Here is a 17,720-nt window from a genome sequence, read left to right on the forward strand (position 1 = left end):
ACGGGATGTACGTTCGGCCGCGTGCCACGTGGACTGCAACCCAATCCCTATTCGAAGCTTCGGCAGCTGCTCGCGCAGGCGCGCAGTGAAGCGGCATTGACGCAGTCGCAGGTGGCGGATCGCTTGAAGCGACCGCAGTCCTTCGTTTCGAAGTATGAAAACGGAGAGCGGCAACTCGACGTGATCGAGTTCATCGATGTGTGCAGAGCGCTCGGCGTTTCGCCAGCTGCACTAGTCAACCAGCTTGCATAGGCCGTGCCGTCGCACAGACATTTTTGCGCGCAGCCGATCAGCGGCCATGAACAAGTGCGGCTGAAAGATCAGCAGAAGCGTGCGAAAGATCGTCAGTTTGCTCTGAAGCGTAGGTGAAAAGTGGCGTTCATGACGCGCCGTCAAGGGTGGACCTGACATGAAGACGGCGATCGAAGTACTGAACTCCTTCGAGAACATCCGCCGCGCACAACGGGCGGGCATCTACGCACCGCACAAGCCGCTGCTGATCCTGCTCGCGTTGGCACGCGTGCAGCGCGGTGAACCGAGACTGGTCGAATTCGCGACGATCGATGGCCCGCTAAGACAGTTGCTGGCTGAGTTCGGCCCCAGCAGCGCCGCCAAGTCGCGGCACTATCCGTTTTGGCACCTTGCCACCGATGGCCATGGGGCCCTGTGGGACCTGAGCGGTCCGCGTGGAGTGCTGAATCGCTCCGCCGCTGCCACGCCCAGTCTCGGGGAGTTGCGGGACCATCACATCAAAGGTGGGTTTCCTACCGACATCGACGAGGCCCTGCGTAACATCCCCGGCCTACTGCAGGCCGTGGCGTTACGTGTGCTCGATGCGTACTTCCCGTCAACGCTGCATCCCGACATCGCGGCCTCGGTGGGTCTTGATCTCGACGGGGCCAGCGAAGTATGCGACGGCGCGCCGCTCGCTGAAGCCTACGTCAGTTCAGGGCGCCGCAGGCGCGACCCTGCCTTTCGCGAGCGGGTGCTGCGTGCCTACGAATACCGATGCTGCGTCTGCGGCTTCGATCTTCGAATTGGACATATCCCCGCGGGCCTAGAGGCCGCGCACATCCAATGGCACCACGTAGGCGGGCCGGATATCGAGTCAAATGGACTCTCGCTCTGCGCGCTGCATCACAAGCTCTTTGACCTGGGCGTGTTCACGGTCGAGCCGACAGAACACCGCGTAGTCTTCAGTCAGCATGCGATCAGTGGTGGTCGCGGCACGGAAGGCGAACTGCAGTTCCATGGTCGACTGATCCAAGCGCCACAGCACGGCGACCTGCTACCCGCGCCAGAGTTCTTGGCGTGGAACACGAAGAACGTGTTCAAGATTCCGGCGCGGCAAATCACAACTGCTGGCGCTACACCCCGCGCAGCACGCTGAACTCCCTGAACAGCCGAGCAGGCAGCGACGTTTCCAGCTTCCAAATGATGCTCATGGGGCGGTCGCCTTCGGCTGACTCTAGCTTCACGCGCCCACAAGCGCGGTACGCATCACCTTTGCGCGGACGAACAAACAGCTGGAACTGCCAACCGTTGACCGAACTCTCCATATAGCGCCGGCCGCTCGGTGTATCCGGGCCAGCGCTATTCTGCGTCTGCCAGTGGAAGAGCTCGGCGCTTATCGCGTAGTCGTGATAGGAGATTCGATCGTGATAGCCCTCACTTTTGTCGAGCGTCACAAACAATAATTCGGTTTTTCGGCTGGTCAGCGGCAACACACCGGCCTGGAACGGCGCACGTCGCGATGCGGTCAACCAGCCTACTGCCGTGAGCACCTCACGCGCACCATAGGCGGCGTGCAGGCACAGCGGTGTGTCTTCGAGTCCTGGCACTGAGGTTGGGCTGAGGCTGCTGCGGGTCTGTAGCAAGCCAGACAATTCGACAAGCTCCGAGGCGATGTCGGAGTGTCGATCGAGGCGTTCGACGAAAGCATCGTGACCGGCCGCCTGCTCGTGGCGGCCATCAATCTGGTAGGCCAGCATCTGGACACACAGGGCGCCCTTCTCATCGAATGCCTGCTGATGGACATGACGTTCGCCTAGCGCCGTCATCACGTCGAGCCGATATGGATCATCCACATGAAGTAGGTCGCCGAAACGGCGGCTGAAGTAGTCCTCCTCGGGGCCTCCCTCACCGGCGATCAGTCCTGAGTCCCTTTTCAGCGCCGTCCACCCGCTGCGGCCCTGGCCGGTACCGCTGCGATAGACGTCTTCGAGCTCCAGAGCTTGGTCGTGCAGGAAATCCGCCAACCGCACCGACGCGCGGCCGCGCAGGGCCGCATAGGTCTGCAACTCGGTTCGGAGGCGGCGCCAATTCTGCGTCGTCAAGGCCCGCAGGCCTTGCAGCACCTGCTCCCGGGTCTGTCGTTGAAGGTGGATGTGGCAGCCAGGTGGCAGGCTGCCGAATCCGTTCTCGACGCCATCGACCAGTTCGCGGCGCGACAAACCGGTCAGGCTCGACAACAAGCGGTCGAATCGAAATTCAGTGCGATGCTGGCCAACGAAATCGAGCACAAGACAACTCTCCTTTCCCGGTGCTAGTCGCAGCCCGCGGCCAATCTGCTGCTGAAACAGCACCGGGCTCTGCGTAGGCCGCAGCAGCAACAGTGTGTCGACCATGGGCAGGTCGATGCCTTCGTTGTAAAGGTCGACCGTCACCAGTGCGCACAGTTCGCCGCTGAGCAGGCGTTGGGGCGCTCTGCGCCTGTCCTCGCTCGCCGTCGTACCCACGACACAGGCCGCCGGCAACCCGGCGCGGTTGAGCCAATCGGTCATGAACTCGGCGTGAGCGACCGACACGCAAAAAACGATAGCGCGGGACCGCAATGCGTCGGACGCCAGCCGGCACCATTCATTGATCACGAGCCGAGCGCGCACATCATTGCCCGTGACCAACTTGTCCACGGCCTCACGTTCGCCCGGCTTATCCCACGGCACCGCCGAAAAGTCGGTGGCGTCGTCGCAGGCGTAGTACTCGAATGGCGCCAGCAGTTGCAAATCGAGTGCGTGCCATAGCCGCAGTTCGACCGCCGGGCTGCCGTCTGGGCGTGGATCGAAATACTGTGCGATGGGTTGCCCATCGCTGCGCTCGGGCGTCGCGGTCAAGCCGAGCAGAACGCTGGGGCGAACAGCCTTAGCGAAGGCGTCGAACCGATCGGCCGCCAGTCGATGGCATTCATCCACCACGACGGTATGCCAGTGATCGGCGCCAACGGTTGCCACCAGATCGCGGCTGGTTACGCTATCGATGGTGGCAAAGAGATGGTCCCAGCGCTCGGGCTGATGGCTACCGGTAAGCAGGTCCCCGAACTCTGGGTCGCGCAATACCTCGCGATAGGTCCGCAGGGATTGGCGCAGGATTTCCTCACGGTGGGCCACAAAAAGCAGACGCGGACGTCCTCCTTCAGTACGACAGGTGTTCCGATAGTCAAACGCCGCCACCACCGTCTTGCCAGTGCCAGTGGCAGCGACCAACAAATTGCGACTGCGACCGTGGGCGCGCTCTGCGACCAATTGCTCCAGCATGTCTTGCTGATAGGTCTTGGGCTGCAGGTCGAAAAAGCTGATCGTGGCTGTAGGCTCGCCACCGAAGGACTCGCGGCCGAGCGCGGCCGCCAGTGCCTGCCGATGGCTGACGTTGTCTGGGTCATAGCGCTGGAACTCGCTGTCGGCCCACAACGTCTCGAAATGAGCTACGGCCCGAGCGAATAGGGCTTCTTGAGCGCGCTGAGTCAGCTTGACGGTCCACTCCAGCCCACCGGTCAGTGCCGCACCTGACAGGTTGGCGCTGCCGACATAGGCTGAGCCGAAGCCTGTCTTGCGCTGAAACAGCCAAGCCTTCGCATGCAAGCGAGTGCGCCGGCCGTCGAGCGACACGCGCACTTCACATCCCGGCAAACGAGCCAGTTCATCCAAGGCCCGGGCCTCTGTGGCGCCTGTGTAAGTCGTCGTGAGGATTCGCAACCGCGTGGCGCCTTGGCCATGTGCGCCCATGGCCGTGATCTGCTGAAAAACGTCCTGCAGCTTACGGACGCCGGATACTGTGATGAAGCTGACAAGGATGTCCACTTGGTCACTTGAGGCGAGTTCGCGCCGAATCTCCTGTAACAGGGACGGCGAACCCTTGCCCGCCGTGAAAAGCCAAGGGGCGGCAAGACCAATCTCGGGCGACAGGGGGAACTGACGATCGAGTTGGACAGCCTTGAGAACGCGCAGCGGCGACGCCACTAGGTCTATGACTTCGGCGGAGGCGATGGGCTTGATCGAGTTGTCGCCAACTGCGAGCCTCTGCCGAAGCATTACCAGGAGTTCATTGACTAGTTCAAGCTGCCGTTTAGGCTTGTCTGCATCGTCACCGGTGACATCGTCAAGGATGGCCCCGAGTTGCCGAGTTATGACGTCAGCCAGGAACTCGGCTCCACCGCCCCTAAGGGTCTGTACGTCGGCGCTGTTTGGGTCAATAGCTGCGAGCGACCGAGCCAGGCCCTCGGTCAACAACAAGTCGTACAGGCCATCGATCAATGCCATCGCGCTCCTCGGGGTCAAAGAAAAACCCGCTACGCCGGAAAGCGTGCGGGTTTCTGATGCTCGGTGAAACGTTGCAAATCTGGTCCCGCCGCCAGGAATCGAACCTGGATCTCAGCCTTCGGAGGGCCGAATTCTATCCGTTGAAATACAGCGAGATGGGTGTCTCCTGACCGCGTCAGGAGCCTTGCATTATCGCCTATCAGCCAGCGCTCGCCAAAGGCCGCACAAACCCCAGCCCTGAAAGATAGACCCGGAACGTTCGCCGCCCCGTCGACACCAGGTCGAAGGCCTCGGGGTCCAGCAGCCAGTCCTGGATCAGCCCGCTGATCAGCGCATGCAGCCCCTGCGCCGCCGCCGCCGCAGGAATCGGCATCCGGATCCGGGCGCGGCGGGCGCCGCCGAGCAGGGCCTTCTCGAAATCGACCACGCAGGCGTTGCGTGCTTCCAGGTGCCGCTGGTGCACCGATTCCATGTCGTGCGTGTATTCGACCTTGTGCGTGGCCACCTCGAACACGCGCCGCACCTGGGGGTCGCTGGTCATCTGTTTCAGGGCCTCGACCATCATGCGTTCGACGTCTTCGACGGGGTCGGCGTCGGGGCCGCCGGCCACCTTCTGCGCGGCAGCCTCCAGCGGCAGCGTGACGCGATCCATCATCGCGTTGAACAGGTCGGCCTTGTCCTTGAAGTGCCAGTAGATCGCGCCGCGCGTGGCGCCGGCGTGCTGGGCAATCTGCTGCAGCGAGGTCTGCGATACGCCCTGCGCTTGGAAAAGCACTTCGGCCGCATCGAGCAGGCGATGCCGAGTCTCCTGTGCCTCTTCCTTGGTACGACGAACCACCTTGTCCCCTTTTATAGAATTCACTACGCTGCGCAAGGCTGTCACTATACATGCATGAATGTATGTAAACTACGGCCCTTTCCCGATGGCCGACCTCGCCGTATTGCCTTTGGCAACCGCGCGGGCATTCGCCGTCCCAGTCCTCGTTTCAAAGGAATCGCATGCCCGTCCTGCATGTCTCGCGCCACCCATTGTTTTCGCCGCGCAACGCGGCCATTGCAGCCGCCACCGCCGCGCTCCTCGTACTGACGGCCTGCGGCAAGGGCGATGCCCCGGCCGGGCACGGCGGCGCGGCGCCACCGCCGCCTGAAGTCGGCGTGGTGGTCGCCACACCGACGAATGTCGGCCTGATCACCGAGCTTCCGGGTCGGCTCGAAGCGTCGCGGGTGTCCCAGGTGCGCGCACGCGCGGCCGGCATCCTGCTGGAGCGTGTCTTCAAGGAAGGCAGCGACGTGAAGGCCGGGCAGCTGCTGTTCCGCATCGATCCCGCTCCATACGCTGCTGCCGCGCGCAGTGCCGAGGCGAGCCTCGCGCGCGCCGAAGCCAATGCAGTGCAGGCGAAGGCGCTGGCCGATCGCTACAAGCCGCTGGTAGCGGTCAACGCCGTCAGCAAGCAGGAATATGACAACGCGGTGGCCGCGCAAAAGACGGCCGAAGCGGACGTGGGCGTGAGCCGTGCCGCGCTGACGACGGCCAAGATCAATCTCGGCTACGCCGCCGTGACGGCGCCGATCTCCGGCCGCATCGGCCGCGCGCTGGTGACCGAAGGCGCGCTCGTGGGCCAAAGCGATGCCACCGAGCTGGCCATCATCCAGCAGATCGATCCGATGTATGTGAACTTCACGCAATCGGCCACGGACGTTCTCCGGCTGCGCCGTGCGATGGAAGCCGGCCAGTTCAAGCGCGCCAGCGGCGCGAATGCCGCCAGCGTGCGCGTGGTGCTCGAAGACGGCAGCGAATATCCGCTGCCCGGCAGGCTGCTGTTTTCCGACCTGACGGTCGACGCCACGACGGGCCAGGTCACGCTGCGCGCCGAGGTTCCCAATCCCAACGGCACGCTACTTCCCGGGCTGTATGTGCGGGTCCGCCTGGAGCAGGCGCAGGCCGCCAACGCCATCACGGTTCCGCAGCAGGCGGTCACGCGCACGCAGCAGGGTGACACGCTCACGGTGGTCGAAGCCGACGGCAAGCTCACCAAGCGCACCGTCAAGATCAGCGCGGCGCAGAACAACCAGTGGGTGGTGCTCGAAGGCCTGAAGGCCGGCGAGCAGGTCATGGTCGACGGCTTCCAGAAGCTGCAGATGATGCCGCCGGGCACGGCCGTGAAGGCAGTGCCATGGAAGCCCGTCGAGACGGCAGCTCCTGCTGCCGCGGCAGAAGCTCCGGCTCCCGCCGCGAAGCAGTAAGGAGCGCGCCCGCATGGCTAAATTCTTTATTGATCGTCCCATCTTTGCGTGGGTGATCGCGCTGTTCATCATCGTGATGGGCGGCGTTGCAATCACGCAATTGCCGATCTCGCAATATCCGCCGGTGGCTCCGCCTGCGATCGTCATCAGCACGGCCTACCCCGGTGCATCGGCTCAGACGCTGGAAGACAGCGTGTTGTCGGTGATCGAGCGCGAGATGAACGGCTCGCCCGGTCTCATCTACATGGAGTCGGTCGCTCAGGCCGACGGCACGGGCACGATCACGATCACCTTCGAGACGGGCACCAACCCCGACCTCGCGCAGGTGGATGTGCAAAACCGCCTCTCCCGCGCCACGCCGCGCCTGCCGGCCGCGGTGACGCAGCAGGGCGTGCGCGTCGACAAGTCGCGCAACAACTTCCTGCTGTTCACGATCCTCTCTTCGGACAACCCCGCCTTCGATCCGATCGCGCTGGGCGACTACGCATCACGCAACGTGGTGCCCGAACTCCAACGTGTCTCCGGCATCGGCCAGGCCCAGTTGTTCGGCACCGAGCGTTCCATGCGCGTGTGGATCGATCCGGCCAAGCTGCATGGCTTCAACCTGTCGCCGGGTGATGTCAATGCGGCGATCAAGGCGCAGAACGCGCAAGTGTCCTCCGGCATCATCGGCGACCTGCCGAATGTGCCGGGCCAGGCGATCGCCGCGACGGTGGTGGTCAACGGCCAGCTCACGACGGTCGAGCAATTCGGCAACATCGTGCTGCGCGCCAACACCGACGGCTCGGCGGTTCGGCTGAAGGATGTCGCGCGCATCGAACTCGGCGGCCAGGCCTATTCGACGTCCGCGCGCCTGAACGGCGAGCCTGCCGTCGGTATCGGTGTCCAGTTGGCGCCGAGCGGCAATGCGCTGGCTTCGGCGAAGGCCATCCGCGCCAAGATGACGGAACTCGCGCGCTTCTTCCCGCCGGGCGTGAAGTGGGTGATCCCGTACGACAGTTCGCGCTTTGTGAGCATCTCGATCCGCGAAGTGGTCAAGACGCTGTTCGAGGCCGTGGCGCTGGTGTTCCTCGTGATGTTCCTGTTCCTGCAGAACTGGCGTTACACGATCATCCCGACCATCGTGGTGCCGATCGCGCTGCTGGGGACATTCGCCGTCCTCTTCGCGCTGGGCTTCTCGATCAACGTGCTCACGATGTTCGGCATGGTGCTGGTGATCGGCATCGTGGTGGACGATGCGATCGTGGTGGTCGAGAACGTCGAGCGCATCATGAGCGAGGAAGGTTTATCGCCGCTCGAAGCCACGCGCAAGGCCATGCGCCAGATCTCCGGCGCCATCATCGGCGTGACGGTGGTGCTGATCTCGGTGTTCGTGCCGCTGGCCTTCTTCGCGGGCTCCACCGGCAACATCTACCGGCAGTTCTCGGCGGTGATGGTGGCCTCGATCGGCTTCTCGGCATTCATGGCGCTGTCGCTGACGCCGGCCCTGTGCGCGACGCTGCTCAAGCCGGTCGAAGCGGGTCATCACCACGCGAAGACGGGCTTCTTCGGCTGGTTCAACCGCGGTTTCTCGCGCACGGCCAAAGGCTATGAGAGCTTGGTGTCGCGCATTCTCCGGCGTGCTGCACGCTATCTCGTGATCTACGCAGCGATCATCGGCGCGGTGGTGCTGGTGTATCGACAGCTACCCACCTCCTTCCTGCCGCAGGAAGACCAGGGGAACATCATCGTGAACGTGCAGCTGCCTCCGGGCGCCACGCAGGAGCGCATGCTGTCGGTGATCAAGGATGTCGAGAAGTACATCCTCAAGCAGCCTGAAGTCGAGAGCATGGTCGGTGTGCTGGGCTTCAGCTTCTCGGGCCAGGGCCAGAACGCCGGTCTCGCTTTCGTGACGCTCAAGGACTGGGACCAGCGCAGGGACCCGGCGCACTCCGCCGATGCATTGGCAGGTCGCGCCTTCGGTGCACTCTCGAGCGTGCGCGATGCGTTCATCTACCCGCTGAGCCCGCCGCCCATTCCCGAACTGGGCAACGCCAGCGGCTTCACCTTCCGCCTGCAGGACCGCGCGGGGCTGGGCCACGAAGCGCTCGTCAACGCGCGCAACCAGATGCTGGGCATGGCGAGCAAGAGCCCGCTGCTGACGCAGGTGCGTCCGGATGGCCTGGAAGACGCGCCGCAGTTGCAGATCGACATCGATCGCGACAAGGCGAATGCCTTGGGCGTGACCTTCGATTCGATCAACACCACGCTGTCGACAGCACTCGGTTCCTCCTACGTGAACGACTTCCCCAATCAGGGTCGTCTGCAGCGCGTGGTGGTGCAGGCCGACGCGCCGGCACGCATGCAGCCGGAAGACCTGCTCAAGCTCAATGCGAGCAATGCCCAGGGCCTGCCTGTGCCGCTCTCGACGTTCGCGAGTACGCGCTGGATAACCGGCGCACAACAGACCGTGCGCTACAACGGCTATCCGGCCATCCGCATTTCGGGTTCCGCCGCACCGGGCTACAGCTCGGGCGCCGCCATGGCCGAGATGGAGAAGCTCGCTGCCCAACTGCCGGCCGGCTTCGGCTACGAATGGACCGGGCAATCGCGCGAGGAAAAGCTCGCGGGCTCGCAGGCCATCATCCTGTATGGCTTCGCGATCCTGGCGGTGTTCCTGTGCCTCGCCGCGCTGTATGAGAGCTGGACGATTCCGCTGTCGGTGATCCTGGTGGTGCCGCTGGGCGTGCTCGGCGTGCTGCTCGCGACGCTGATCCGCTCCTACTCCAACGACGTGTACTTCCAGGTCGGGCTGATCACGATCATCGGCCTGTCCGCGAAGAACGCGATTCTGATCATCGAATTCGCCAAGGACCTGCAGGCACAAGGCAAGGGCGTGATCGAGTCCGCCCTGGCCGCCGCCCACCTGCGGTTCCGTCCGATCATCATGACCTCGCTGGCCTTCGGCCTGGGCGTGCTGCCGCTGGTGCTCGCCTCCGGCGCCGGCTCGGCGAGCCAGCGTGCGATCGGCACCGGCGTGCTCGGCGGCATGTTGACCGGCACGTCACTCGCCGTGATCTTCGTGCCGGTGTTCTTCGTGGTTGTGCGCACGCTGTTCAAGGGCAGCGAGCGCCAGCACGAGATGGACAAGCGCCATGCGCAGGCTGCGGGTATTGAGGAAAACCATGAAGAGTAAGTACACCCCCAGCCTGGCCGCTGTCGCGACGGCCTCGGCTCTTTTCCTGAGCGGTTGTTCGTTGATTCCTACCTATGAGCGACCGGCGGCGCCCGTGCCTGCAGTGTTTCCGAACGCGCAGCCGGCTGAAGCGCAACAACCGCTGGCCGCGACCATTGCGTGGCAGGACTACTTCACGGACCCACGTCTCGTGAAGCTGATCGACATGGCACTGGCCAACAATCGCGATCTGCGTGTGGCAGTGCTCAACATCGAGCAGGCGCGCGCGCAGTTCCAGATCCAGCGGTCGGCGCTGTTTCCGGCACTCGATGCGGCCGCCAGCGAAACGCGTCAGCGGCCTTCGCTGGTCGGGACGGGTGTGTCGTCGGTCTACACGGTCGGCGTCGGCATCACGTCCTGGGAGATCGATTTCTTCGGGCGCATCGCGAGCCTGAAGGATGCGGCACTGGCGCAATACCTCGGCACCGAGGAGTCGCGCAAGGCGGTGCAGATCAGCCTGGTTGCCGCGGTTGCCAACGGCTGGCTCGCGGTGCTGGGTGACGACGAAGTGCTCGAGATCACGCGCCAGACCATGGTGACGCGCGACGAGTCGCTCAAGCTCACGAAGATGCGGTTCGACAACGGCGTGTCTTCCGAGATCGACTTTCGCTTTGCGGAATCGCAGGCCGAAACCGCCCGCGCCGCCTATGCGCAGCAGCAGCGCGTGCGCATGCAGGACGAGAACGCGCTCGCACTGCTGCTCGGCGCGCCGGTGCCGCCCGAGGCCACCACAGGAAGCAAGGAAGGGCTGCAGGCCCTCGCGCCGATGCAGGACCTGCCCGCCGGACTGCCTTCGGACCTGTTGACCGAACGCCCCGATATCCGCGCGGCCGAGCAGCAATTGATTTCGGCCAACGCGAACATCGGCGCCGCACGGGCCAACTTCTTCCCGCGCGTCACGCTGACGTCGTCGATCGGCACCGCCAGCACCGAGTTCTCGGGACTCTTCGGCAGCGGGTCCAAGGCATGGACCTTCGCACCGCAGGTCACCTTGCCGATCTTCAACGCGGGCAGCAATCAAGCGACCCTGGATTCAGCGCGCGCAGGCCGCGAGATCGCCGTGGCGCAGTACGAAAAGGCCATCCAGAACGCGTTCCGCGAGGTCGCCGACGCGCTCGCGGGCCGTGCGACCTTCGACGATGAACTCCGCGCCTTGATTGCTCAGTCCAACGCGGAAGAGATCCGTTTCAAGCTGTCGGACCTCCGCTATCGCAACGGCGTCGCGAGCGGCCTCGACCTGCTGGACGCGCAACGCTCCCTGTACACCTCACAACTCGCGACAGCGCAAGCACGCCAATCGAAGCTGCAAAACCAGGTAACGCTCTTCAAGACCCTAGGCGGCGGCTGGAGCACCCGCTAAGACGACGGCGGCGCAAAGCGCCCGCCCCTTCGTGGGCTGCCGCGGATCCGGCTTCGCCGGTCCGCCGGCAGCGCCCCCTGCAAGGGGGTGGGCGGCTACACGAAGTGAGCCAACCTGGGGGTGTGCTCATCCCTATAATCCGCGGTTGATTTAGAAAAGCCCCCCGAAGAGCCCCAGATACTGAGGACCCAATGAGCGACGATCCGCACTACCAGGCCGCAGAAGAAGCCCACACCGGCCCGATCAAGAATCCCAAGCAACTCCTGATCGCTGTATTTTTCTCGTTCGTTGCTCCGATCCTGATCATTGCGGGCCTTGTCTCGTACGTGGTCTCGGGCACCCATCCTTCGGGTTCCGCGGTTGGCGAAAGCATGTCGCTCTACGGTGTTTCAAAGGAAGTGCGCGACAAAGAGATCGCCGAGCGCCTGAAGAAGGTGGGCTCGATCGAGATCCGCGACGCCAACCGCCCCCTCGCCACCGGCGAAGCGGTGTTCAAGGCGCAGTGCGTGATCTGCCACGGCAGCCCGGGCATCCCCGGCGCCCCGCATTTCAGCGATGCCGCTGCCTGGGGCCCCCGCATCGGTCAAGGCTACGCGACGCTGCTGGAGCATGCGCTCAAGGGCAAGGGCGCGATGCCTCCACAAGGCGGCGGTGATTTCGAGGATCTGGAAGTGGGTCGCGCAGTGGTTTACATGGCGAATGCCGGTGGTGCCACGTTCCCTGTGCCGGATCGCCCGGCTGCCGCTCCGGCGGAAGGGGCGGCACCGGCAACCGACGCCGCAGCTGCGCCCGCACCAGCCGAGACCAAGCAATAGCATCACCCCAGAAATAGAGAAGCCCGCATGTGCGGGCTTTTTTATTGCCTGATCAGTCCTCAGTGAGACGCAGCGGACTTGGCCGGTTGGCGCGCCGCGGGGCTCACAACGAATCCGAAGCGCCCGGGCAAATCATCCGCCCTCACGTCCTCCGGCACCCATCGCCCCTGCTCGATGGCCTCCGACGCCATGCCGACATCCTGGGTGTGAACCAGCCCGAGCCCGATGGGCGCCACAAGATACAGCTTGCCGTTTTCATCGAGGAGACAGGCGGAAGGTTCGATGGCCAGGCCTGAATGCGAGCGGACCGAGAAGTCCTCGCCGATGCGCCAGACCCACGGCGCGACTTCCAGTTCGACGTACACCCGCTGCGGACCATTCTGGAAAAACCACTGGCCGAGGTCGTCGTGCTCGTAGTTGCGCTGGATGAACTCGATCAGCTTTTCGTGACGCAGCATCGACCCCTTGGCCATTGCGAACGTTCCTGCGGCTTGCGTAGGGTCGTCTCGCAAGTACCAGTTGCCGCGTGCGTCGAGGCCGAGCCATCCATAACAGTGCGGCACGTTCGGCCACTTGGCCAAAGCTTGCTTGACGATGTCATCCATAAGGGAATTTTGCTCCTGCCGGGGCGGTCAGCAGTTCGCCAACCAGGTCACTACGCGCTCGGGCATTTCGCGCACATGGCCGGGCGGCATTCCGAGCGGAAAACCGACGTGCCCGCCATGGGCAGGCTGCCACAGCGTGACGTGGCGGCCGACTTCCCCCGGCCGCGGAAGGCTGTCGGCCGGCACGAAGGGATCGTTGGCGGCGTTCACGACCAGCGCCGGAATCTGGATCGCGTGCAGATGCGGCTTGGCCGAGCCGCGCGTCCAATAGTCATCCGTGTCGCGAAAGCCGTGCAGCGGCGCGGTGAAAACGTTGTCGAAGTCGTACAGGTTCCGCGCCGCGATGAGCGTTTCGCGATCGAACAGGCCCGGATGTTGCGCCAGCTTGGCCAGCGCCTTGGGCTTCATGGTCGAGAGGAACATGCGCGTGTAGACCAGCTTGTTGAAGCCGCGCCCGATGGCGGAGCCCCCCGCGGCCAGGTCCAGCGGCGCCGAAACGGATGCAACCGCACGCACGAACTTCGACGCCTCGCTGCCCGCCTCCTCGGCCCAGCGCATCAACGCATTGCCGCCAAGGGACACGCCCGCCGCCCTGACGACTTCGCGCCGCTCGCGCATCCGCGCCAGGATCCAGCCGATTTCCTCGAAGTCCCCGGAGTGGTAGGCGCGCGGCGCCAGGTTGAGCTCGCCGCTGCAGCCGCGGAAATGGGGCACGGCATAGTCCCAGCCGCGCTCGCTCGCGAAGGCCGCGAACGCTTCGGCATAGTGGCTGCGCGACGAACCCTCGAGTCCGTGAAACAGCACGAGCAACGGCTTGGGCCCTTCGCCCGGTGCGTCGAGGAAATCGACGTCGATGAAGTCGCCGTCCGGCGTGGTCCAGCGTTCGCGCCGATAGTCGGGCAAAGGTGTCACCACGCGCCGCCCGTACAGCGCGGCCCAAATGGTTTGCAGGTTGCCGCCCGGCAACCATCGCGGCGCGACGTATTGCATCAGTGGATCGTCTGCGGTGCGTCGCCGGTGTCGCCCGGGTCCTGCACGCTGCCCGGGCTGGCATGGTGCGCGACCATGCGCCAGCCCTGCGCCGTCTTGTGATAGACGTTGGTCGCCAGCACGAAGGCATGGCGCGGCCCTTCGGCGGTCAGCACCTCGATGCGCTCGAGCACGTTGTGCACCGCGCTCGCGAGCGATTCGACCTTGCGCACGCGCGCCGGCGTCGCGTGGATCGCACCGTTGCCGAACATGTGTTCGAAAGCGGCTCGGATCGCGTCCGCGCCGACCAGTCGCGGGCCGCCGGGATGCACGCAGAAGATTTCATCCTCGTCGGCCCAGCAGTCCATCAGCGCATCGACGTCGCCGCGCTGCAGCGCCTCATAGAAAGCCGCTTCGACATCGTCGGCGGTGCCGCCGACAGTCGCGGCGCGGAGTTTGGTCTTCGTGGACATGGGTGATGCGGCCTGAAGCGCCGATTTTGCCTCGGACGAGGGCTTCATGGAGGCCCGGCCAGCCAGCCCTCCACCACCGAGCGAACATCCCCCTGTGACGCCTGCCACACCAATTCAGGCGCCGCCACGCGCACACCCGGCGGCGCGATGCTCAGTGCGACGTCGACAAGTTCAGCCACCTTGGACGCGCGCACCGGCTGCTCGCTCGTCGGCACCATGAAGCGGGCGATGGACAGCATCCATGTCGCCAGCCGCTCGGCCGGATTCGTGAAACGGACCTGTATCGGCTTCTGGGCGGAACGCACGAGGATGACGCGTTCGAAACCCTGCGCCACCACTGCCTGCTCATCGAGACTCGCCAGTCCGCGCTTGAGTGCTTCCGGCAGCCGCCCCTGCGCGTGCGGCTGCACGATGGCGAGGGTCTGCACCCCGCAGGCGCGCAGCCACGCCGCGAGCGCCAGCAGTTGCGCCGGCTCGGGCGTCCAGAGCGCACGCTCGCGGTCGTAGTAGAGCCGCGGCGGCTCGAAGAGGACCAGTGCCGTATCGGCCTCGACCCGTGGCCACTCGGCGATCGGCGTGTTCGGCGCCAGTACGGATTCGACGCCGCGCAGCCCATCGCGAATCGGTTCGCGCGCCAGCACGAGGGTGTGATCAAAGCGGTGCCTCCCGGCAAGGCGCCGGACGAGCTCCTGGCCCAGCACGCCGGTCGCGCCGCAGATCAGCAGCGTGCCCTTGGATTCACTTGCCGCAATGTTCGGCACCGGCCCACGGTTGGCCGCCTGCAGCGCTTGGAGAGGATCGACCGCCATTCCATCTATGCTACCTTTGCCGACTTCACAACAAGGGGCTTGGTGATGTTGAAACGCTGGCTTTTGATCATCCTCGCGGCGTTCTCGCTGGCGGGCTGCGGCTACAACGACTTCCAGCGCCTCGACGAGGCCAGCAAATCGGCCTGGAGCGAAGTGCTCAACCAGTACCAGCGCCGCGCCGACCTGGTGCCGAACATCGTGGCCACGGTCAAGGGCGAAGCCAACTTCGAGCAGGAAACGCTCACCAAGGTGATCGAGGCGCGCGCCAAGGCCACGTCGATCCAGGTCACGCCCGAGACGCTCAACAACCCCGAGGCCTTCAACAAGTTCCAGCAGGCGCAAGGCGAACTGTCGAGCGCGCTGTCGCGGCTGATGGCGGTGTCGGAGCAATACCCCAATCTCAAGGCCAACCAGGCTTTCCGCGATCTGCGCGTGACCCTCGAAGGCACCGAGAACCGCATCACGGTGGCGCGCAACCGCTACATCCAGACGGTCCAGGAATACAACGTGCTGGCGCGCAGCTTTCCCACGAACCTGACGGCCAAGGTCTTCAGCTACGAGCCCAAGCCCAACTTCACGGTGCAGAACGAGGCACAGATCTCGACCCCGCCCACGGTGGACTTCAGCGCGCCGAAGAAGTAGGCCCGGGCCATCGCCATGACGGCTGCCCGCATCCTGCGCGCCCTGACGGTCCTCTTGCTGTGGGCCGTCTTCGGTACGCACGCGCAGGGCCTGTTGCCCGTGCCGAAGCTCGAGGCGCGGGTCATCGACCAGACCGGCACGCTGAGCGATGCCCAGCGCGCGGCGCTCGAAGCCAAGCTGCAGGCCTTCGAACAGCAGAAGGGCTCGCAGATCGTGATGCTGATGGTCCCGACCACGCAGCCTGAAGACATCGCCAGCTATGCCAATCGCGTCGGCAATGCGTGGAAGATCGGGCGCAAGGAGGTCGGCGACGGCATTCTCGTCATCGTCGCGAAGAACGACCGCAAGATGCGCATCGAAGTCGCGAAGGCGCTCGAAGGCGCGGTGCCCGACCTCGCCGCCGCGCACATCATCGACGACGCGATGAAGCCGCGTTTCCGGCAGAACGACTTCGCCGGCGGGCTCGATGCGGCGGCCGATCAGTTGATCGCGCGCGTCAAGGGTGAGCCGCTGCCGGAGGTCGATGCCCGCAGCGGCGACTTCGGCGACGGCCTCGGCAACAACAACGGATTCAACTGGCAAGACCTCGCGGTGTTCCTCTTCGTCGGCGTGCTGGTGGCGGGGCCGATCGCGCGACGCATTTTCGGCAAGATCCCTGGCTCGCTGGCGATGGGCGGACTCACCGGTGTCGTGGTGATGGTGCTGACGTCGAGCGTCGTGATCGCGGTGCTGGCGGGCCTGGGCGCCCTGCTCTTCACGTTGCTGTCGCTGGCCTTCGGCTCGGGCGTCGGTCGGCGGGGCGGAGGCTTTGGCGGTGGAGGGTTTGGAGGCGGCTTCGGCGGAGGTGGCGGAGGCTGGGGTGGCGGTTCCTCCGGCGGGGGCTTCAGTTCCGGTGGCGGCGGCAATTTCGGCGGCGGCGGCGCCTCGGGGGACTGGTGACCATGGCATCGATGCTTTCGCGTTTCGCGCGGCTCTGGCGCCACCGGTGGGTCGATGAGGCCGAGGTGCGCAAGGCCTTGCCGCCCGACGTGCTCGAACGCCTCGAGCGGCGCGTGGGCGCGAGCGAACGACGGCACAGCGGAGAGATCCGCATCTGCGTCGAGGCCGGCCTGCCGATGTCCTACCTGTGGCGAGACGCGCCGCCGCGCGAGCGCGCCATCACGCTGTTCGGCAAGCTGCGGGTCTGGGACACGGAGCACAACAATGGCGTGCTGATCTACCTGCTGCTGGCCGAGCATGCGATCGAGATCGTGGCCGATCGCGGCATCGATTCGCGCGTGAGCGATGAAGACTGGGCCGCCATGGCTCAACGCATGGGTGCGGCCTTTCGCGAAGGCCGATTCGAGGATGGCCTCACGCAGGCGCTCGAAGAAGTGTCGGCCCTGCTGGTCGAACACTTTCCGCTGGCCGAAGGCGAGGCCGACCGCAACGAACTCCCGGACGCGCCCGTCATCCTCTGAGGCGCTGCGCCTCAGTAGCCCTGAGCGTCCAGCAGCCTTCGGTTGACGGCGTGCACCGCATCCAGCTCGGATTGCAGGGCGCGTGTGACCTGCGACAAGGTGCGCAGGCGTCGATTGCTTTCACGCAGACGGTCCGCGAGACCTTTCGACAACGACAGTGCGAGCCGCGACGCCGCCGCAGGCTGCAACTTGATGAGCCCCATGAAGGCCTCGCGCGACAGCACGCCGAGCTTGACCTCGGTCAGCGCCGTGCAGGTGGCCGAACGCGGACCGCCATCGAGCACGCCCATCTCGCCGATCAGGCTGCCCGGCCCGATGACGGAGATCACCACTTCTTCGCCCGGCAGTCCGGCGCTGGTGGCGCGCACCTGGCCATCGAGCACGAGCACCATGTAGTTGTTGTCCTCCGTGTCGCCTTCCTCGAACAGCAAGGTGTCGGGCAGGAGATGCACAGGTCGCATCACGTCGAGCACGAGCCGCGCCTCGTTGGGGGTCATGCCCATCATCGGCGCGGCCTGCGTGAGCATGTAGACGGCCTGCTCGCGCAAATCGACGGCGGGATAGGAGTCACGGGAATTGTCCATGCCGCATTGT

At 64.9% G+C, this 17,720-nt stretch carries 16 protein-coding genes and 1 tRNA gene; 9 read left to right on the plus strand and 8 right to left on the minus strand.

All coding sequences use genetic code 11. The features are described 5' to 3' along the window. Positions 1-21: 21 nt before the first annotated feature. Positions 22-252: a helix-turn-helix domain-containing protein gene (locus AC1DHL_RS21760; protein WP_478163331.1), complete on the plus strand. Its 231-nt coding sequence runs from the start codon at positions 22-24 to the stop codon at positions 250-252. Positions 253-409: 157 nt separating this feature from the next. Next, on the plus strand, positions 410-1,390 hold the full coding sequence (locus tag AC1DHL_RS21765; RefSeq protein WP_478163332.1) for a phosphorothioated DNA-binding restriction endonuclease: 981 nt from the start codon (positions 410-412) through the stop codon (positions 1,388-1,390). On the opposite strand, the gene AC1DHL_RS21770 is transcribed toward AC1DHL_RS21765, so the two are convergent. The 3 genes from AC1DHL_RS21770 to AC1DHL_RS21780 all read right to left on the minus strand — a co-directional run bounded on the left by AC1DHL_RS21770 (position 1,368) and on the right by AC1DHL_RS21780 (position 5,373). Next, entirely contained in the window at positions 1,368-4,535 is a 3,168-nt protein-coding gene (locus tag AC1DHL_RS21770; RefSeq protein WP_478163333.1) for a DEAD/DEAH box helicase, read from the minus strand. The two genes, AC1DHL_RS21765 and AC1DHL_RS21770, sit on opposite strands and share 23 nt — an antisense overlap. 80 nt (positions 4,536-4,615) lie before the next feature. Beyond that, a tRNA-Arg gene (locus AC1DHL_RS21775) sits at positions 4,616-4,690 on the minus strand. A gap of 44 nt (positions 4,691-4,734) precedes the next feature. Next, on the minus strand, positions 4,735-5,373 hold the full coding sequence (locus AC1DHL_RS21780; RefSeq protein WP_478163334.1) for a TetR family transcriptional regulator: 639 nt from the start codon (positions 5,371-5,373) through the stop codon (positions 4,735-4,737). A 161-nt stretch (positions 5,374-5,534) separates the two neighbouring features. Here AC1DHL_RS21780 and AC1DHL_RS21785 point away from each other — a divergent pair, with 161 nt between their 5' ends. The 4 genes from AC1DHL_RS21785 to AC1DHL_RS21800 all read left to right on the plus strand — a co-directional run bounded on the left by AC1DHL_RS21785 (position 5,535) and on the right by AC1DHL_RS21800 (position 12,168). Then, the gene (locus AC1DHL_RS21785; protein WP_478163335.1) at positions 5,535-6,779 is read left to right on the plus strand and encodes an efflux RND transporter periplasmic adaptor subunit; all 1,245 of its coding nucleotides are present in this window, start codon (positions 5,535-5,537) and stop codon (positions 6,777-6,779) included. A 13-nt stretch (positions 6,780-6,792) separates the two neighbouring features. Further along, a complete protein-coding gene (locus tag AC1DHL_RS21790) occupies positions 6,793-9,954 on the plus strand; it encodes an efflux RND transporter permease subunit (RefSeq protein WP_478163336.1) in 3,162 nt (1,053 codons plus the stop codon). Next, positions 9,944-11,353 carry an efflux transporter outer membrane subunit gene (locus AC1DHL_RS21795; protein ID WP_478163337.1) on the plus strand — a complete coding sequence of 470 codons (1,410 nt, stop codon included), beginning with the start codon at positions 9,944-9,946 and terminating at the stop codon, positions 11,351-11,353. Before AC1DHL_RS21790 ends, AC1DHL_RS21795 begins: the two co-directional genes overlap by 11 nt. Positions 11,354-11,544: 191 nt before the next feature. After that, complete coding sequence (locus tag AC1DHL_RS21800; protein WP_478163338.1) at positions 11,545-12,168, plus strand: c-type cytochrome; 624 nt, start codon at positions 11,545-11,547, stop codon at positions 12,166-12,168. 59 nt (positions 12,169-12,227) lie between these two features. Here the strand turns inward: AC1DHL_RS21800 and AC1DHL_RS21805 are convergent, their stop codons facing one another. From AC1DHL_RS21805 to AC1DHL_RS21820, 4 genes are read right to left on the minus strand one after another with little or no spacing between them, the layout of a single operon-like run. After that, positions 12,228-12,773, minus strand: coding sequence for a DUF2946 family protein (locus AC1DHL_RS21805; RefSeq protein WP_478163339.1), 546 nt, complete (start codon positions 12,771-12,773; stop codon positions 12,228-12,230). A 27-nt stretch (positions 12,774-12,800) separates the two neighbouring features. Then, positions 12,801-13,763 carry a YheT family hydrolase gene (locus tag AC1DHL_RS21810; protein WP_478163340.1) on the minus strand — a complete coding sequence of 321 codons (963 nt, stop codon included), beginning with the start codon at positions 13,761-13,763 and terminating at the stop codon, positions 12,801-12,803. Further along, positions 13,763-14,215: a YybH family protein gene (locus tag AC1DHL_RS21815; protein WP_478099081.1), complete on the minus strand. Its 453-nt coding sequence runs from the start codon at positions 14,213-14,215 to the stop codon at positions 13,763-13,765. The genes AC1DHL_RS21810 and AC1DHL_RS21815 overlap by 1 nt, the downstream gene beginning before the upstream one ends. A gap of 44 nt (positions 14,216-14,259) precedes the next feature. Further along, the gene (locus tag AC1DHL_RS21820) at positions 14,260-15,024 is read right to left on the minus strand and encodes a hypothetical protein (RefSeq protein WP_478163341.1); all 765 of its coding nucleotides are present in this window, start codon (positions 15,022-15,024) and stop codon (positions 14,260-14,262) included. A 45-nt stretch (positions 15,025-15,069) separates the two neighbouring features. On the opposite strand from AC1DHL_RS21820, the gene AC1DHL_RS21825 reads away from it, so the two are divergent. The 3 genes from AC1DHL_RS21825 to AC1DHL_RS21835 are packed head-to-tail and all read left to right on the plus strand — an operon-like array spanning position 15,070 to position 17,126. After that, positions 15,070-15,666: a LemA family protein gene (locus AC1DHL_RS21825; protein ID WP_478099085.1), complete on the plus strand. Its 597-nt coding sequence runs from the start codon at positions 15,070-15,072 to the stop codon at positions 15,664-15,666. Between the two features lie 15 nt (positions 15,667-15,681). Continuing rightward, complete coding sequence (locus AC1DHL_RS21830) at positions 15,682-16,605, plus strand: TPM domain-containing protein (RefSeq protein ID WP_478163342.1); 924 nt, start codon at positions 15,682-15,684, stop codon at positions 16,603-16,605. Between the two features lie 11 nt (positions 16,606-16,616). After that, entirely contained in the window at positions 16,617-17,126 is a 510-nt protein-coding gene (locus tag AC1DHL_RS21835; RefSeq protein ID WP_478163367.1) for a TPM domain-containing protein, read from the plus strand. A gap of 11 nt (positions 17,127-17,137) precedes the next feature. Here AC1DHL_RS21835 and AC1DHL_RS21840 read toward each other — a convergent pair whose 3' ends face one another. Then, positions 17,138-17,710, minus strand: a complete 573-nt coding sequence (locus AC1DHL_RS21840; RefSeq protein ID WP_478163343.1) for a Crp/Fnr family transcriptional regulator — start codon at positions 17,708-17,710, stop codon at positions 17,138-17,140. Positions 17,711-17,720 lie beyond the last annotated feature (10 nt).

The organism is Variovorax sp. 10L426 (assembly GCF_056395305.1).

Bases quoted from the DNA above. Each gene is read 5' to 3' on its own strand.
- AC1DHL_RS21765 (WP_478163332.1), top strand. From the start codon at position 410: ATGAAGACGGCGATCGAAGTACTGAACTCCTTCGAGAACATCCGCCGC.
- AC1DHL_RS21770 (WP_478163333.1), bottom strand. From the start codon at position 4,535: ATGGCATTGATCGATGGCCTGTACGACTTGTTGTTGACCGAGGGCCTG.
- AC1DHL_RS21785 (WP_478163335.1), top strand. From the start codon at position 5,535: ATGCCCGTCCTGCATGTCTCGCGCCACCCATTGTTTTCGCCGCGCAAC.
- AC1DHL_RS21790 (WP_478163336.1), top strand. From the start codon at position 6,793: ATGGCTAAATTCTTTATTGATCGTCCCATCTTTGCGTGGGTGATCGCG.
- AC1DHL_RS21795 (WP_478163337.1), top strand. From the start codon at position 9,944: ATGAAGAGTAAGTACACCCCCAGCCTGGCCGCTGTCGCGACGGCCTCG.
- AC1DHL_RS21800 (WP_478163338.1), top strand. From the start codon at position 11,545: ATGAGCGACGATCCGCACTACCAGGCCGCAGAAGAAGCCCACACCGGC.
- AC1DHL_RS21805 (WP_478163339.1), bottom strand. From the start codon at position 12,773: ATGGATGACATCGTCAAGCAAGCTTTGGCCAAGTGGCCGAACGTGCCG.
- AC1DHL_RS21810 (WP_478163340.1), bottom strand. From the start codon at position 13,763: ATGCAATACGTCGCGCCGCGATGGTTGCCGGGCGGCAACCTGCAAACC.
- AC1DHL_RS21815 (WP_478099081.1), bottom strand. From the start codon at position 14,215: ATGTCCACGAAGACCAAACTCCGCGCCGCGACTGTCGGCGGCACCGCC.
- AC1DHL_RS21820 (WP_478163341.1), bottom strand. From the start codon at position 15,024: ATGGCGGTCGATCCTCTCCAAGCGCTGCAGGCGGCCAACCGTGGGCCG.
- AC1DHL_RS21825 (WP_478099085.1), top strand. From the start codon at position 15,070: ATGTTGAAACGCTGGCTTTTGATCATCCTCGCGGCGTTCTCGCTGGCG.
- AC1DHL_RS21830 (WP_478163342.1), top strand. From the start codon at position 15,682: ATGACGGCTGCCCGCATCCTGCGCGCCCTGACGGTCCTCTTGCTGTGG.
- AC1DHL_RS21835 (WP_478163367.1), top strand. From the start codon at position 16,617: ATGCTTTCGCGTTTCGCGCGGCTCTGGCGCCACCGGTGGGTCGATGAG.
- AC1DHL_RS21840 (WP_478163343.1), bottom strand. From the start codon at position 17,710: ATGGACAATTCCCGTGACTCCTATCCCGCCGTCGATTTGCGCGAGCAG.